Source organism: Cedecea sp. NFIX57, from assembly GCF_900177785.1.
Taxonomy (GTDB): domain Bacteria; phylum Pseudomonadota; class Gammaproteobacteria; order Enterobacterales; family Enterobacteriaceae; genus Cedecea; species Cedecea neteri_C.
On the sequence record NZ_FXAS01000026.1, the window covers coordinates 55,034 to 70,576 of the forward strand.

16 protein-coding genes, 2 tRNA genes and 1 pseudogene are annotated in these 15,543 nt (G+C 52.7%); 8 read left to right on the forward strand and 11 right to left on the reverse strand.

Annotated features, from left to right (window positions below; genetic code table 11):
- Positions 1 to 24 precede the first annotated feature (24 nt).
- Positions 25 to 948, reverse strand: coding sequence for a LysR family transcriptional regulator (locus B9Y90_RS19550; protein ID WP_085542251.1), 924 nt, complete (start codon positions 946 to 948; stop codon positions 25 to 27).
- A gap of 72 nt (positions 949 to 1,020) precedes the next feature.
- On the opposite strand from B9Y90_RS19550, the gene B9Y90_RS19555 reads away from it, so the two are divergent.
- Positions 1,021 to 1,953, forward strand: a complete 933-nt coding sequence (locus tag B9Y90_RS19555; protein ID WP_085542252.1) for an alpha/beta hydrolase — start codon at positions 1,021 to 1,023, stop codon at positions 1,951 to 1,953.
- A gap of 84 nt (positions 1,954 to 2,037) precedes the next feature.
- Entirely contained in the window at positions 2,038 to 2,415 is a 378-nt protein-coding gene (locus B9Y90_RS19560; RefSeq protein WP_217808989.1) for a RidA family protein, read from the forward strand.
- Between the two features lie 35 nt (positions 2,416 to 2,450).
- On the opposite strand, the gene B9Y90_RS26490 is transcribed toward B9Y90_RS19560, so the two are convergent.
- From B9Y90_RS26490 to mdtK, 4 genes are all read right to left on the reverse strand, one after another.
- Complete coding sequence (locus B9Y90_RS26490; protein WP_096754119.1) at positions 2,451 to 2,591, reverse strand: hypothetical protein; 141 nt, start codon at positions 2,589 to 2,591, stop codon at positions 2,451 to 2,453.
- A 200-nt stretch (positions 2,592 to 2,791) separates the two neighbouring features.
- Positions 2,792 to 2,868 (reverse strand) — tRNA-Val (locus tag B9Y90_RS19565).
- A 17-nt stretch (positions 2,869 to 2,885) separates the two neighbouring features.
- A tRNA-Val gene (locus tag B9Y90_RS19570) sits at positions 2,886 to 2,962 on the reverse strand.
- 154 nt (positions 2,963 to 3,116) lie between these two features.
- Positions 3,117 to 4,490 carry an MdtK family multidrug efflux MATE transporter gene (mdtK, locus tag B9Y90_RS19575; RefSeq protein ID WP_085542254.1) on the reverse strand — a complete coding sequence of 458 codons (1,374 nt, stop codon included), beginning with the start codon at positions 4,488 to 4,490 and terminating at the stop codon, positions 3,117 to 3,119.
- 237 nt (positions 4,491 to 4,727) lie between these two features.
- Between mdtK and B9Y90_RS19580 the strand changes: the two genes are divergently transcribed.
- Positions 4,728 to 5,372, forward strand: a complete 645-nt coding sequence (locus tag B9Y90_RS19580; protein WP_085542255.1) for a riboflavin synthase subunit alpha — start codon at positions 4,728 to 4,730, stop codon at positions 5,370 to 5,372.
- Positions 5,373 to 5,421: 49 nt separating this feature from the next.
- On the opposite strand, the gene B9Y90_RS19585 is transcribed toward B9Y90_RS19580, so the two are convergent.
- From B9Y90_RS19585 to punC, 3 genes are all read right to left on the reverse strand, one after another.
- Positions 5,422 to 6,813 (reverse strand): glycoside hydrolase family 1 protein, encoded by a 1,392-nt coding sequence (locus tag B9Y90_RS19585; RefSeq protein ID WP_039292480.1) that lies wholly within the window; start codon positions 6,811 to 6,813, stop codon positions 5,422 to 5,424.
- Positions 6,814 to 7,039: 226 nt separating this feature from the next.
- The gene (cfa, locus tag B9Y90_RS19590) at positions 7,040 to 8,188 is read right to left on the reverse strand and encodes a cyclopropane fatty acyl phospholipid synthase (RefSeq protein ID WP_085542256.1); all 1,149 of its coding nucleotides are present in this window, start codon (positions 8,186 to 8,188) and stop codon (positions 7,040 to 7,042) included.
- A gap of 297 nt (positions 8,189 to 8,485) precedes the next feature.
- Positions 8,486 to 9,688, reverse strand: a complete 1,203-nt coding sequence (gene punC / locus B9Y90_RS19595) for a purine nucleoside transporter PunC (protein ID WP_085542257.1) — start codon at positions 9,686 to 9,688, stop codon at positions 8,486 to 8,488.
- A gap of 114 nt (positions 9,689 to 9,802) precedes the next feature.
- Here punC and punR point away from each other — a divergent pair, with 114 nt between their 5' ends.
- Complete coding sequence (gene punR, locus B9Y90_RS19600; protein ID WP_085542258.1) at positions 9,803 to 10,741, forward strand: DNA-binding transcriptional activator PunR; 939 nt, start codon at positions 9,803 to 9,805, stop codon at positions 10,739 to 10,741.
- Here the strand turns inward: punR and purR are convergent.
- On the reverse strand, positions 10,738 to 11,763 hold the full coding sequence (gene purR / locus B9Y90_RS19605; protein WP_039292484.1) for an HTH-type transcriptional repressor PurR: 1,026 nt from the start codon (positions 11,761 to 11,763) through the stop codon (positions 10,738 to 10,740). The two genes, punR and purR, sit on opposite strands and share 4 nt — an antisense overlap.
- A gap of 292 nt (positions 11,764 to 12,055) precedes the next feature.
- Between purR and cydH the strand changes: the two genes are divergently transcribed.
- On the forward strand, positions 12,056 to 12,145 hold the full coding sequence (gene cydH, locus B9Y90_RS26495) for a cytochrome bd-I oxidase subunit CydH (RefSeq protein WP_008456477.1): 90 nt from the start codon (positions 12,056 to 12,058) through the stop codon (positions 12,143 to 12,145).
- Between the two features lie 83 nt (positions 12,146 to 12,228).
- Here cydH and sodB read toward each other — a convergent pair whose 3' ends face one another.
- Positions 12,229 to 12,810, reverse strand: coding sequence for a superoxide dismutase [Fe] (gene sodB / locus B9Y90_RS19610; protein ID WP_085542259.1), 582 nt, complete (start codon positions 12,808 to 12,810; stop codon positions 12,229 to 12,231).
- 172 nt (positions 12,811 to 12,982) lie between these two features.
- Positions 12,983 to 13,831: a C40 family peptidase gene (locus B9Y90_RS19615; protein WP_039292489.1), complete on the reverse strand. Its 849-nt coding sequence runs from the start codon at positions 13,829 to 13,831 to the stop codon at positions 12,983 to 12,985.
- A 360-nt stretch (positions 13,832 to 14,191) separates the two neighbouring features.
- Here B9Y90_RS19615 and grxD point away from each other — a divergent pair, with 360 nt between their 5' ends.
- From grxD to B9Y90_RS19630, 3 genes and pseudogenes are all read left to right on the forward strand, one after another.
- Positions 14,192 to 14,536 (forward strand): monothiol glutaredoxin 4, encoded by a 345-nt coding sequence (grxD, locus tag B9Y90_RS19620; RefSeq protein ID WP_039292491.1) that lies wholly within the window; start codon positions 14,192 to 14,194, stop codon positions 14,534 to 14,536.
- 467 nt (positions 14,537 to 15,003) lie between these two features.
- Complete coding sequence (locus tag B9Y90_RS19625) at positions 15,004 to 15,303, forward strand: hypothetical protein (protein ID WP_139827420.1); 300 nt, start codon at positions 15,004 to 15,006, stop codon at positions 15,301 to 15,303.
- Between the two features lie 51 nt (positions 15,304 to 15,354).
- Positions 15,355 to 15,543, forward strand: a pseudogene (locus B9Y90_RS19630) (IS110 family transposase); the annotation flags it as partial.

Consider the following 15,543-nt stretch of genomic DNA (forward strand, 5'->3'; position numbering starts at 1 on the left):
CAAAATCACTTCATCGGGATGTTGTTAATGGTTCATATGCTTCACCAGGCTGTCGATAAACAGCCTGACTTTGGCTGCCAGATGTTTTCGATTAGGATACACCAAGTTCACGCTCAGTGGCGTGCCGCCTAATTCAGGCAGCACGGGCACCAGTGTGCCCTCTGCGACATGCCCGGCAACGAGAAAAGCAGGCAGAAAAGCGATACCTAAGCCTGCAACAGCGGCGGCGCAAATAGCTTCTCCGCTGTCGAAGCGGATCCTGCTGTGCCCTTCGACCACCACGCTCTCATTGCTGGCCGTGAACAGCGTCCAGTTTGCCGTTTGAGGACTCAGGCCGTAAATCAGCCGCTGGTGCAGGCGAAGATCTTCTGGCGTGCCGGGTATCCCTGAAGTGGCCAGGTAGGCTGGAGAAGCGAACAGATGAGGGCGAATGCGCTGTACGGTTCGTGCAATAAGCTGCGAATCTTTCGGTAAATCACCCAGTCGGAGGCTGAGATCGAACCCCTCCGTGACGAGGTCCACCACGCGGTCGGTGAAATTAACTTCGATATCCAGCCTCGGGTAGGTTGCCATGATGTGCTTCAGAAAAGGCAGCAGCACTACCTTGCCCCACGTTTCCGGGACGCTGAGCCGAAGCACTCCGCTGGGGCTGGAAAAATTCTGCCGGACACTGGCTTCTGCTTCTTCAATATCCTGCAAAATCTGCGCACAGCGCTCATAAAAACCGTAGCCGTCGCGGGTCAGAGCGACGCTCCGCGTTGTGCGATTAAAAAGCCGTGTTTCCAGCTGTGCTTCAAGGCGTGCAATCGCTTTACCTGCGGCGGAACGGGTTAATCCCAACGCCTTTCCTCCGGCGACAAAGCTCCCGCTTTCCGCGATGGCTACGAAAACTCGCAGGCTGCCGAGATCGAGCTCTGAATGGCTTTTAGTGCCTGGGCGGAGTGGCATTGGCGAACCTCTTTCGTCAAATAATTAAGCATAATCTTTTTTGTTTAATCACAGTAGACAATGGAGAAAGAAATGCTTCCTGATAATGCACAGCTAGCCCTTAAGGGCTGGATAAAAGCTGCCGGGCCGGTGGTGAAGAAGGTATATGGCCAGTCTGATGCCGACTGGAAAGCGGTTCGGGCTGACTATGTGAAGCAGCTGGATAAGTTATTCCCTGCCGTGGAGGGCGTAACCTTTGCTGATGTCAGCCTGGGCGGTGTTGGTGCGATGTTGGTCACGCCTGAGGAAGTCATTGAGGGTCGGGTGATGATTTATATTCATGGCGGAGGCTACGTTCACGGTGGGGTAGAAGCTTATCGGGGATTAACCGGGCGCTATGCTCGTGCCTTGAAGGCTAAAGTGTATGCGGTAGATTATCGTCAGGCGCCTGAGTTTCCTTTTCCGACGCCAATTGATGATGTCTTTCAGGCTTACCGAACCTTGCTTGAGGAGGGGGCAAGCCCGCGATCGCTGATGATTTCGGGGGATTCTGCCGGAGGGGCGATGGTTGTCACGCTGATGCGTAAAGCGCGCGATGCTGGCCTGGCATTACCCGCCGCCGCCGTGGCTATTTCACCGTGGGCTAACTTAACGCATAGCGGCGCATCTGCAACGGTGCGGGATGGGTTGGACCCTTTATGCAGCGTAGCTTTCCTGAACCACCTGGCCCGAAGTTTCCTTGCCGGAGAACTGCCCACACATCCTGATGCTTCTCCGGTTTTTGCCGATGTACACGGACTTTCTCCCACGCTGATACAGGTTGGTGAAAACGAAGTGATGCTGAGCGATGCCATTCGCCTTGCCTCCCACATGAGTGAAAGTCGGGTTCGTACCACGCTAGAAGTTTGGCCGGAAATGTTTCACGTCTGGCATTTGTTTGCCGGGATCTTACCAGAGGCAGACCAGGCACTGCGAAACGCGATAAGATTCTTCGAAGATGCGCTAAACCCGGCCAACATCGGGTGAGAAAAAATGATTCATCTGCTGGCGTGCGGATTGCACGCCTTTAAATAATTGGGAGAGACAGTCGTGCCAGACAGAGAAATTATTATGCCACCGTCCATGCAAGTGCTTGCTGAGCGGGCGGGATATGCACCTGCGGTGGTGGTAGGTAACACGGTTTTTTGTGCCGGTCAGGTTGGGCGTACGCCTGATTTACAGGTGATCGCTGACCCAAGGGCGCAGTTTATGGCCTGCTGGGAAAATCTGCGTCTGGTCCTTCAGGCCGCGGGTTGCAGCTTTGAAGATGTCGTGGAGATGACCACTTACCACGTAGACATGAAGGAACATATGGATGTATTTCGGGAGGTGAAAGACGACCTGTTTCCGCGAGGACACTGTGCCTGGACCTGCGTCGGCGTGTCTGAACTGGCTCGCCCAGGGCTGCTGGTGGAAGTGAAATGCATTGCCGTGAGAAGAACGGCGTAACATAAAAAAATCGGCTGAGTAAGCCGGTTTTTTTATCAGATTTTGCAGGCGTCACCGCAGTCATCATCGGCCACAACGGCCTGAGCTTTTTTGTCTGCGTCTTCCTGGCGCTCGGCGTTGCGCGCTTCGGCTTCATCTAACCCGGAAAACACCAGATTATCGAGATCGATTTCCATAAGTCACCTGTCGTGGTTTAGTGAATAACTCGCTTTATGATATGCAACCTTTCGGGCTTTCGCATCCCAAAACACCGCCGGACGCTCAAAACGCTAAAAATGACGTTTTCATGCGCTACAGACTGACGTGTAAAAAGGAAATTTGGAATTTATCAGCTTGAAGAAAAGCGAATTAAAGAAGGGAACTGCTTTAGCAAATATGGTGCGTCCGAGTGGACTCGAACCACCGACCCCCACCATGTCAAGGTGGTGCTCTAACCAACTGAGCTACGGACGCACTGATATATTTGAAAATGGTGCGTTCAATTGGACTCGAACCAACGACCCCCACCATGTCAAGGTGGTGCTCTAACCAACTGAGCTATGAACGCATTGTTGTCTTGGCGACAGCGGGGACGAATATTAGCGATACACCTCGGGGCTTGCAAGGGGAAACTCGCAATTTTATTCCAGATTTCACGTGATTGCCGAGCATCTGCGCAGAATGGGGAGAAAGTAGCCGCTGATGCGGCTACTGTTGATTAATTAACGTGCTGCGCGCTGTAGGATAGTGACGGAAGGCTGACGCTGCAGCCAGCGCATGCGTAACATCATCATAATCGCGGCGGAAGTCAGGCCGATAATAAAGCCAATCCAGAACCCTGCCGGCCCCATAGGCTCAACCACCCAGTCGGTTAACCCCAGGATATAACCGGCTGGCAGGCCCAGCACCCAATACGCAATGAAGGTAATAAAGAAGATAGAGCGCGTATCTTTGTAGCCACGCAGAACGCCGCTGCCAATCACCTGGATTGAGTCGGAGATCTGATAAATTGCTGCCAGCAGCATCAGATGCGCCGCCAGTGCAACAACCGCCGGATTGTCGTTATACAGCAGGGCAATGTGTTCCCGGAAAATGACGGTAAACATTGCGGTGCACATTGCCAGGCAAATGGCCACGCCAACGCCCGTACGGGCGGCGATTTGTGCATCCAGAGTTGAGCCCTGACCCAGTCTGAAGCCGACGCGAATAGTCACTGCAGCGCCCAAAGAGAGCGGCAACACAAACATTAGCGAGCTGAAGTTGAGGGCAATCTGGTGCCCGGCAACGTCGGTGATACCCAGCGGGGAAACCAGAAGGGCGACAACGGCAAACAGCGTAACTTCAAAGAACAACGCCAGGGCAATCGGCAGCCCGAGCTGGCTCAGGCGCTTGACCAGCGCCCAGTCCGGTTTGCTGAAACTCTCCGGGTTTTTGATGTCGCGCATCGAGCGGGCTTTCTTCATATAGGAAAGCATGCTGAAGAACATCACCCAGTACACCGCCGCCGTTGCCACGCCGCAGCCCACGCCGCCCAGTTCGGGCATGCCGAAATGGCCATAAATAAAGATGTAGTTAACCGGAATATTGACCAGCAGGCCGATAAAGCCCATCACCATGCCCGGTTTGGTTTTGGCTAGGCCTTCGCACTGGTTACGTCCCACCTGGAAGAACAGATAACCCGGCGCCCCCCACAGCAGCGCGCGGAGATAGCGGACGGCTTTATCCGCCAGCTCAGGATCGATATTGTGCATGGCGTGAATGATATGGCCCGCGTTCCACAACACCACCATCACCAGCACGGAAACCATGCCCGCCAGCCAGAACCCCTGGCGAACCTGGTGCGCAATGCGGTCACGGCGTGCGGAACCGTTGAGTTGTGCAACGGTTGGCGTTAAGGCCAATAACAACCCATGGCCGAACAGAATAGCGGGCAGCCAGATGGAGGTGCCGATAGCCACGGCGGCCATGTCGGTGGCGCTGTAGCCGCCGGCCATCACGGTATCGACGAATCCCATTGCAGTTTGAGCGACCTGCGCGATGATGACAGGTATCGCCAGGGCAAGGAGCTGGCGAGCTTCGGTGAGGTACTTCTGCATGTTTACACCTGATTATTTTTATATGTATGAGAGACTAAAAAAGCCGCCAAAACAGGCAGCAAGAAGATGAACTGGGGAAATAGCCAGTCTATTGTAGCGGGAGTTTATTTATACGCCAGTCAAAAATAAAGCCAGCGCACACCGCGCACTGGTATGCTGATTTTCCAACTGCTAAAGTGCGAAAATGTCTGTTAATGGCGGTAGCGTTACCGTCTGCGAATTGCCAGGAGTTTTTAGATGTTTACAGGTATTGTGCAGGGCACGGCGACCCTGGTTTCCATCGATGAGAAACCGAATTTCCGCACTCACGTTATTGATATGCCGACTGAAATGTTGCCAGACCTCGAAACAGGGGCCTCGGTGGCGCATAACGGCTGCTGCCTGACCGTAACCGAAATCAACGGCAATCACGTCAGCTTTGATTTAATGAAAGAAACGTTGCGCATCACCAACCTCGGTGAACTCAGCGTGGGCGACAGCGTGAACGTTGAGCGCGCAGCCAAATTTAACGACGAAATTGGCGGGCATTTAATGTCGGGTCATATTATGACCACGGCCGAAATTTCTAAAATTCTGACCTCAGAAAATAACCGCCAAATCTGGTTTAAGATTCAGGATAAGACCCTGATGAAATATATCCTTTATAAAGGTTATGTGGGCATCGACGGGATCAGCCTGACGGTGGGCGAGGTAACCGCCACGCGTTTTTGCGTGCACCTGATCCCTGAAACGCTTGAGCGCACTACGCTCGGTGCTAAAAAGCTGGGGCAGCGCGTGAACATTGAAATTGACCCGCAGACCCAGGCAATTGTCGACACCGTTGAGCGTGTGCTGGCGAGCCGTGAAGCGGCAATAACGGCGGCGATGCCTGCTAGCGAATAAACATTCTTGATTCATAAAAAACGGGGCCATTTGGCCCCGTTTTTCTTTCTTAATTTTCTTCGTTAAACCCGTTTTCGGCGGCGGTTTTCATAAACCACTCGCCGCTTTTCTTAATCGTGCGCTGCTGGGTATTAAGATCCAGCGACACAAAACCATAGCGGTTTTTGTAGGCATTACACCACGACCAGTTATCGATAAAGGTCCACATGTGGTAGCCAAGGCAGTTGCTGCCTTCGCTGATCCCCTTATGCAGCCACTTAAGATGGTCACGAACGAAATCAATTCGGTAATCATCGTTGATTTGGCCGTTGTCGATGAAACGCTGTTCGTTTTCGACGCCCATGCCGTTTTCTGAAATATAGCAGGCAGGGTTACCATAATTTTCACGCAGGTTGGTGAGAATATCGTAGATCCCGCGCTCGTAGATTTCCCAGCCACGGTAAGGGTTCATTTTGCGCCCCGGCATTTCGTAGGACTCAAAGAACCACTCCGGCATAAACGGACTTTCCGGGTTAACCAGCGTATCGCGACACTTAATGCGGCGTGGCTGGTAGTAGTTAATCCCCAGTAAATCTACGACGCCCGCGGCTAACAAGGCTTTGTCTTCAGGCTGGCAGGCCGGAAGTTTATTGTGCTCTTTCAGGAACGCGACCAGCTCAGCGGGATATTCACCGCGCAGTGCCGGGTCGAGGAAGCTGCGGTTAAACATCAGGTCGGCCAGGTTGGCGGCCTTTACGTCAGCCGGGTTTTGCGAGCGAGGGTAAGATGGCGTCAGGTTAAGAATGATACCAATCTGGCCGTCATCGTTGCGGGCATGGTAAGCCTTAACCGCTTTAGCGTGGGCAAGCATGGTGTGGTAGGCGACGGTTACCGCACGGTTGAAATCCACCACGTTAGGGTAGTGGTAATCATAGAGATAGCCGCACTCAACCGGAACAACCGGCTCGTTAAAGGTAAACCAGTGTTTCACGCGGTCGCCAAACAGCTCGAAACAGGTATTGGCGTAGGCGGCGTAGGCGTCGACCACTTCACGGCTTTCCCAGCCGCCTTTTTCCTGCATCACCATCGGCATATCAAAGTGGTACAAATTGATAAACGGCTTAATGCCCTGAGCCAACAGTTCGTCAATGATCTGGTTATAGAACTCAACCGCCAGCGGGTTAACCTCGCCTGTGCCGTCGGGAATCAAACGGGCCCAGGAAATGGAGGTGCGGAAAGTGTTGTGATTGAGCTTTTTCAGCAGGGCGATATCCTGCTTCCAACGCTGATAAAAAGTTGAGGTGTTTTGCGGCCCGACGCCGTGGTGGAAACGGTTAGGCTGCTCGGCAAACCATCGGTCCCAGATGGTTTCAGATTTGCCAAAATTCAGCGCTTCACCCTCAGTTTGTGGGCCAGAGGCTGCGCTGCCCCACCAGAAATGCTCAGGAAATGCGTATTTCATCGTCGTCCTCACGGTCTGACCTGCCATCTCCGACAGGCAATCATTGATATGGCTAATGTCATGATTGTCTGTGATTGATGAAACCGGTTTCCATCATAGGAAATGATATCTGTTAAGCCGATCAAGCCACTACGCGCAGACAGGGCTAAACCTGTGAGGTTAATCACATTGATGCGCAAGGAGAGACAATTGGAAAAGAAAAAACCCGGCATTCACCGGGTTTATTTTAGCGTGGTACGCGCAGGCCGTGCTCAATGCCCCGGCTGAAAACCACCTGCCAGAGCTGAATGTCGCGCGCCCGAAAAGCACCGGCGCAGGCATTAAGGTAGTAGCTAAACATCCTTTTAAAACGCTCAGAATAGTTAGCTTCGATTTCAGGCCAGGTCGCCAGAAAACGTTCGTGCCAGGCCATCAGCGTTTTGTCATAGTCGGCGCCGAAGTTGTGCCAGTCTTCCATCACAAAATGCGGCTCGCTGGCGTCGGCAATTTGCCGCACCGACGGCAGGCAACCGTTAGGGAAAATGTACTTATTGATCCACGGATCGACGTTATTGTCGGTCTTTTTAGAACCTATTGTGTGCAGCAGGAAAATGCCGTCTGGCTTGAGGTTGCGGTCGGCAACCTCAAAGTAGGTGGCATAATTTTTAGGCCCAACGTGCTCAAACATCCCGACGGAAACAATGCGATCAAATTGTTCGTTCAGGTCGCGGTAGTCCTGCAAAAGAATGGTGACATCCAGACCTTTACAGCGCGCCTGCGCCATTTTTTGTTGTTCCGCGGAGATAGTCACGCCAAAAACGGATACACCATAGTTGCGCGCTGCAAACTCGGCCAGTCCGCCCCAGCCGCAGCCGATATCCAGCAGCTTCATGCCGGGCTTAAGCTGAAGCTTTTCACAGATCATTTTGAGTTTGGCATCCTGCGCATCGCTGAGATTTGTCGCATCTTTCCAGTAACCGCAGGAATATTGCATGTGCTTATCCAGCATCCTGCTGAACAGATCGTTGCCAAGATCGTAATGCTCTTTGCCGACTATCCATGCGCGTTTTTTAGACTGTAGGTTAACCAGTCTTGCGGCTGCAATACGCAGGGTATCTTTGAAATGGTGGGGGAGCTGGTTTTCCAGCCCGGCACGCAAGACTTTGGTGAAAAAGATATCCAGCCGTTCGCATTCCCACCAGCCGTCCATATAGCTTTCGCCAAGGCCGAGAGAACCTTCCTGCAGAACGCGTTTAAAAAAGTCCGGATTTTTGACCTGAATATCAAAGGGGTTTGGGCCGTTGAGGGTGATGCCTGCCCGGCTTAGCATTTCATTTGCGATACGATACCATTCGTTATCTCGTACGCTCACTTCTTCTATACACGATGAACTCATAGCTTCTCCATCACCTTGTTGTGATCAGAACCTTAAAACAGCGTAGACGCTATTCACGGCTTGTGAGAACTCTCACGGAAAATTCCGCGTGCCTGATATCCGACGTAGAACAGAGAAAGGGGGGATTCTCCCTTACTGAAAGGCCATCCATGGAAAAACGGAAGCGCTCCGGCTTCCGCAAAAATAAAATTGATAAGGCTTATAGTAGAACCGCAATTACTATAAGCCCGTTTAATTGAGTGTTCAATGAAATATTGTTAGCAAGCTAATCACACAACATTCACATTATCATCTAGGTTACTGTGCGCTGGACAACTCGCTGTGGCCCTTGCTTTGTGCTTCATGACGGGCCGAGTGCTGCAGGGCATAACCCAGACCGGCAAGCAGAATTGTTGCCAGCATCACGCTGGTGGTGGTCAGCAGTGGAGTCGTCACCAGCCAGGAAACCATTAAGCTTGCCAGGAAGCAAAGCCCAAGCTGCAGAGTGTTTTGCAGCGCTGCGGCTTTCCCGGTTGCCTGTGGGAAAGGCAGCAGGGCCGAGGCTACCACAATAGGGTAGATGGCACCGTTCGCCGCGGCCATCACGCAAAACGGAATAAGCAGTAGCGTCAGGTTAGCATGTCCGCTCACCGCCACACCCCAGGTTGCTACCACGCTCAGAGCATACAAGGTCAGCAGCCACGGCAGCAGCTGTTTGCCGTTCCACTTTTGCAGCGCGCTGCGGCAGCCATAGCCGCCGATCAGGAAGGCGACCGTTTGCGGCATATAGCTCAGGCCAATTGCCGCTGGGCTGTAACCCATCTCATTCAGGATAAACGGCGAGCCGGTGAGCCAGGCGAAAAAGCTGGCTGAGCAGGCGGCGTAAATCAGTACGTTGCCGCCGTAAACGCGGGAACGTAATAAAGAGAAGAAGCTGACCTTATTGTCCTCAGTTTGCTCGTGGTGCTGCGTCCGGGGCTTGAGGCGCAGCGTAGGGATCATCAACAGCAAAGCGACAGCAAACAGCACGGCGAAAATCGCCTGCCATTCAAAATGGTTCAGCAGCCAGCTGCCTAGCAGCGGGGCCAGCGCCGGGGAAAGCCCGACCAGCGGCATGATGGTGGCAAAAATGCGACCAGCACGGTTGGCGGGGTAATAGTCAGTCACCAAAGCCTGCCAGCTAACGGCTGCCGAACAGACGCCCACGGCCTGAATAAAGCGCAGCACCAGCAGTGTGGTGGCATCCTGCACCCAAAGCATGCCGATACAGCCGATGGCAAACATAGCCAGGCCAATCAACAGCACGGGTTTTCTCCCGAAGCGGTCGGAAAGCGGGCCCCACATCAACTGGGCAAAAGCAAAGCCGGCGAGGAACAGGCTCAGGCTGGCGCTTACCGCAGAGGCGGTGGTGCCCAGATCTTGTTGAATGGCGGCGAAGGCGGGCAGGTACATGTCGGTGGCCAGGAAGCCCAGCACGCTCAACCCCGCGAGCCAGATAAGAAATCCCTTTGATGGTTGCATATTTCACTCTTGATTTTGATAGCAGGTTAACGGGGCAGGAGTCTACGGAGTGCAAAACCGCTTGTGAAACGCTAATATTTGCGAGTTGAATTCAAATTTTTTGCAGGCAAAAACATGTGGTCTGAATATTCACTGGAAGTGGTTGATGCTGTGGCTCGAAACGGCAGCTTTAGTGGCGCGGCCCAGGAGCTGCATCGCGTGCCCTCTGCCATCAGCTACACGGTGCGTCAGCTTGAAGAGTGGCTGGCCGTGCCGCTGTTTGAACGGCGTCACCGGGACGTTGAGTTGACCGCCGCCGGGGCGTTTTTTCTCAAGGAAGGTCGGTCTGTTATCAAAAAAATGATGGCAACGCGCCAGCAGTGTCAGCAGATAGCTAACGGCTGGCGCGGGCACTTGTCCATTGCGGTAGACAATATTGTTAAACCTGAACGTACCCGCCAGCTGGTGCTGGATTTTTATCGTCATTTTCCGGATATCGAATTACGCATTTCTCAGGAAGTGTTCAATGGCGTGTGGGACGCGCTGGCGGACGGACGGGTTGAGGCGGCGATTGGCGCCACGCAGGCGATCCCGGTCGGGGGGCGCTATGCGTTTCGGGACATGGGCGCGCTTAGCTGGCGCTGCGTGGTGTCTGCCGCTCATCCGCTTGCGCAACGGGAAGGTATTATTCTGGATGACGACATTCGTCCCTGGCCGTCCCTTGTGCTGGAAGACACATCCCGTTCTCTGCCCAAGCGTATTACCTGGCTGCTGGACAACCAGCGCCGGGTGGTGGTGCCGGACTGGGCGTCCGGGGCGGATTGCCTGATGGCAGGATTATGCATTGGCATGGTGCCGACGCACATTGCCCAGCCGTGGCTCGTCAGGGGCGACTGGAAGGAGTTAACGCTGGAAAACCCGTTCCCGGACGCGGCCTGCTGCCTGACGTGGCGGCAAGATGATGCCTCGCCCGCGCTGAGCTGGTTGCTGGATTATTTGGGCGACAGTGAGACGATGAATCAGGAGTGGCTGCAGGAGCCGGGTAACATACTTCCGGCTCCCGAAGAGGCTTAGCGGCGGTAATCGCGGAACGGGCCGTCGGCCACCGAGCGGCGTTCAATCAGACGCGGATGGACTTCAATCGTCTGCGACTCTTCGCGCTTATTAATGATGCGGTCGAGCAGCATGTTAAAGGCCGTTTCGCCCAGGCGCTCTTTCGGCTGGTGGATAGTGGTCAGCGCCGGAGAGAAATAGCGGGCGTTGCGCACGTTATCGTAGCCGATGATAGAAATGTCCTGCGGCACGCGCAGCCCCATTTCGTCCGCGGCGCAAATAGCACCCATCGCCATAATATCGCCGCCGCAGAAAACGGCAGTAGGGCGATGCGGTTGATTAAGCAGTTGCTGCATGGCGCGGTAACCGGACTCTGGTTCGAAATCACCCTGAACCACCCAGTTATCCGGCACTTTGATATTGGCTTCTTCAAGCGCCTTCAGGAACCCTGCATGGCGGCCGCCGCCGGTGTTACGCTCCAGCTGACCCGGGATAGCACCGATATCGCGATGGCCACGTTCAATCAGGTAGCGGCCTGCGAGGTAGCCGCCGTGGAAGGCGTTATCAACTACGGAGTCGGTAAAGTCGGCACGAGCTTCGCCCCAGTCCATCACTACCATAGGAATATGGCGGTACTCTTCCAGGGTTGAAAGCAGCGTATCAGGGTATTCGGAGCACATGACCAGCAGTCCGTCTACGCGCTTTTGCGCCATCATGGACAGGTACGCGCGCTGCTTTTCAAAGTTATTGTGCGCGTTGCCCAGAATCAGGGTGTAGCCCTTGGCGAAACAGCTGTTCTCAACGGATTCAATAATTTCCGCAAAATAAGGGGCTTCGCTTGAGGTGGCGAGCAGGCCGATAGATTTGGTGTGGTTGACCTTCAGGCTGCGCGCCACGGCGCTCGGCGAATAGTGCAGCTCTTTGATGGCCGCCCAGACGGCGTTGCGCGTCTCTTCCGCCACAAAACGGGTCTTGTTAATGACATGTGACACAGTGGTGGTGGAAACGTTTGCGCGCTTCGCTACGTCCTTAATCGTTGCCATTAGATGTCACTCCAGACCATATCGTAAACTCCTGATAACTCATGTGTTAAACGTTTGCCTTCGCTAACTCCTGGGGCAACACGTTGGTTGCAGGCCTGTCGGGGATGCGACATACAGCGGGAGGAGGGCGTTGCCGGGCGATACGCGGTAAATTAGCGAAGGATTTTGGCTTATCCCGGGGCAAAGTGGAAGAGGGAAAACCGATATCTGTGCAAATCCAGCAGGATTTTTATCGCTAATTGTGGGAAAATCACCCCACATACACTTTGTAGGGAAATAAAAGGAGCTTACGATGAGTACCGATCTGAAGTTTTCCGTGGTGACGACGGTTATCGTGCTGAGTCTGATTGTTGCCGGGGCGCTTACTGCCGTTCTGCACTGATTTACAAAGGGCCGCGAAAAGCGGCCCTTCTCTTAAACAGAAGAAAAGCGTTGCTTCCCTCCTTCGTATTTAACCGCTAAACATCAGCCCGCCAGGTTTTGCGCAACAAATTCCCAGTTGACCAGCGCCCAGAAATGGTCGAGATAGACCGGGCGCGCGTTGCGGTAGTCGATGTAGTAAGCGTGTTCCCACACGTCCACGGTCAGCAGCGGTTTTGCTCCGGTTGTGAGCGGGGTGCCTGCGTTAGAGGTCGAGACGATAGCCAGGCTGCCGTCGCTATTTTTCACAAGCCAGGTCCAGCCGGAGCCAAAGTTTTTGATGGCCGCTTCGGTGAACTGCTTTTTAAAGGCTTCCACGCTGCCAAAGGCGTGATTGATGGCGGCCAGCACGTCACCGGTCGGCTCCCCGCCGGCATTCGGCGCCAGGCAGTGCCAGTAGAACGTGTGGTTCCAGACCTGAGCCGCGTTATTGAAGATCCCGCCGTCAGATCCTTTCACAATCTCTTCCAGCGTTTTGCCTTCAAACGGGCTGCCTTTGATCAGATTATTCAGGTTAGTGACGTAGGTCTGGTGATGTTTGCCGTAATGGTATTCGAGGGTTTCGGCTGAAATATGCGGTGCCAGCGCATCTTTGGCATAGGGCAGGGCGGGTAGTTCGAACGACATGGCTTCACTCCTTGTTATTTTGTTTCACAATATAACTACAATTTGTGTAGTTATAAGGTTAGCAAATTACAGCTGAGTGAAAAAGCCAAATGAAACAACAAAATAAAACAGCCCGTTGCCGGGCTGTTAACATTTTAATCAGTTTTATTAGTCCTAAAGGGCGCGGAGAAGATTAACGAATAGTTTTCGGCGTCATCACCCGGCGAGCACCCACGTAGTGGCGCTGCCAGTAATCTTCGCTGAGGGAGGTGATCTGAATATCGCGACCGCTGCGCGGGGACTGAATAAACTTCCCGTTGCCGACGTAGACACCAACGTGATCGGCGGTGCCACGGCCCTGGGTACGGAAGAACACCAGGTCGCCGCTTTCCAGTTCACCGCGGTCAACGGAAGAGGCATCACGCAGGTGATACATTTCGTTGGCGGTACGCGGAATACGGATATTGACCAGATCTTTATAGGCGTAATAAATCAGCCCGCTGCAGTCGAAACCGGTGCGCGGGGAAGTGCCACCCCAGCGATACGGTTTACCAATTTGCCCCATCAGCTTGTTCATGGCCGTTTTTTGCGCTTTCTGCACGCGCACTTTATGCGCCTGCGCGATGGTCAGATTTTTTTCCGACTTCACCTTAACGCACTGCTTTTTATGCCCTTTACGATGGGTGCATTTTTCAGTGTAGGCAACGGTAGCGGAGGCTGGCTGTACGGCTAATTTCTGCGAGGTTTTTTTACTGCTGGTTTTAGCGAGGGTGCTGCTTTTGCCTGTGGTGGTGCGTTTAGCCACTTTGGCTTTTGCCGGCGAGGCGTCTTTTTTACCGGACTTCTTTTTGGTGGAGGCTGTGCTGACCTTCGGTTTTGCTTTCTCTTTACCCTTGTTGCTTTTACTGGTTGTTGTCTTTGCCGGATGGCCTTTTTGTGCAACAGGATGGCGGACGTGCTCAGACGCCTGTGCCAAAGGTGTATAGGGCAAAGCAAATAGCAGAGCACATAGCGTGATAGAGATTTTAGTTATCCGCGCCACTCGTCAATCCCCTGATAAATGAAGGCAAGATGCTAACCATCATGCCTGCGTATGATTTTTGCGAAACCCGACGATTCTAATGCAAAAAAGCCGATAATGTTAATAGGCAAATACTATTTAACGCTCAAAAGTGGAAGCTATAGCTAAAAAATTAACCATTCTCGGGAGTTATCCGCTGTTTAATTGATCTCGAATGAAGCAAATTGCTCATTTTCGCACGTCGTAAAAGTGTTATTCTTAAAGCATGTTTGCGCGTCGAGGGTAGAAGAAAAACCCTGGTAAAAATGGTGTTTTCTGCCCGGGGTGCAACTGGCTACAATGGCAGACTATTGCCGTATCAAGGTTTGAGGAAGCAAGACAATGAGCACTATTGAAAAAATCCAACGCCAGATCGCTGAGAACCCGATTCTTCTCTATATGAAAGGTTCCCCGAAGCTGCCTAGCTGCGGCTTCTCCGCTCAGGCCGTTCAGGCGCTGTCCGCCTGCGGCGAGCGCTTCGCCTATGTGGATATTCTGCAGAACCCGGACATCCGCGCTGAGCTGCCAAAATACGCTAACTGGCCAACGTTCCCGCAGCTGTGGGTGGACGGTGAGCTGGTCGGCGGCTGCGACATCATCATCGAGATGTACCAGCGCGGCGAACTACAGGCGCTTATCAAAGAGACTGCAGAGAAATACAAATCTGAAGAGCCAGGCGCAGAGTAATCTCGCCGGCCATGCCTGTACGGGATGGCGCTTTTCAATCTTGTTAACGCCCGGTGAATGTTTTCATCGGGCGTTTTGTTTTGATACTTCTGAGCCGATAACTCGCTTACACACATACTGTGGTCTCAAGGCATGTACGCCTCATTCTCTGCTTGATTTATTCGTACATTTGTTAAGCCAAAGTTCATCTTTATTTCCCGATAAAGGGGATTGCACCAGGCATTTAACTTTTTCCTCACAATGATATAAATCATTAAATCAGGCTAACGCATATATAGCCACGGCGCTTATCGGCTGAATTAATCTTAATTAAATCCAATGATGTTTACCCCATCCGGCATTGTGCGTTTAATGCTGCGGAGATTTTAAGTCTGAATGTATTAAATCCCCTATGGTTCGGTTCATTCAGGTTGTAAATCTTCACCATATGGATATTGAGATAAATGATTCTTAAGAGGATGACCGTAATGAACAAGAAATTACTTGCATTAAGCCTGTTGCTTGCAGAGGGCGTTGCTGCACCTGCTTTTGCCGTTGACTGGCACAGTGAAACTAGTAGTACGGCCGAAGCCATTGTTAAGTTGACTCAGGCTACTAGTGTAGGTATCACTGTAGACAATCAAGCTGAGCTTAGCGGTGATATCAAGGCCGGAACAAAGTTGTTTACATTGGTATTGAGAGCAGACAGTAGTACACCAGCGGTCGTTGTGCTTGGTGCTTCACACAATCTTCTGAATAGTAGTGATGTGATGGACGCCCCTCCCTAAGGTGTTAGTGCCATACTTTTACTGACTGCATTATTCCGGGAGTTACATCGCATGAACACGATCAGAGTTGTTGGTATCGATATTGCCAAATCTGTTTTTCAGGTCTGCGTCTGGATGATTGATGGTTCCGTTGCCTGGAACAGAAAAATATCACGTCAGAAATTGCTGGATACGCTTCGCCAGTTTGAACCAGGTACGTTAATCGCTATGGAAGCTTGTTCAACCTCTCATTATTGGGGG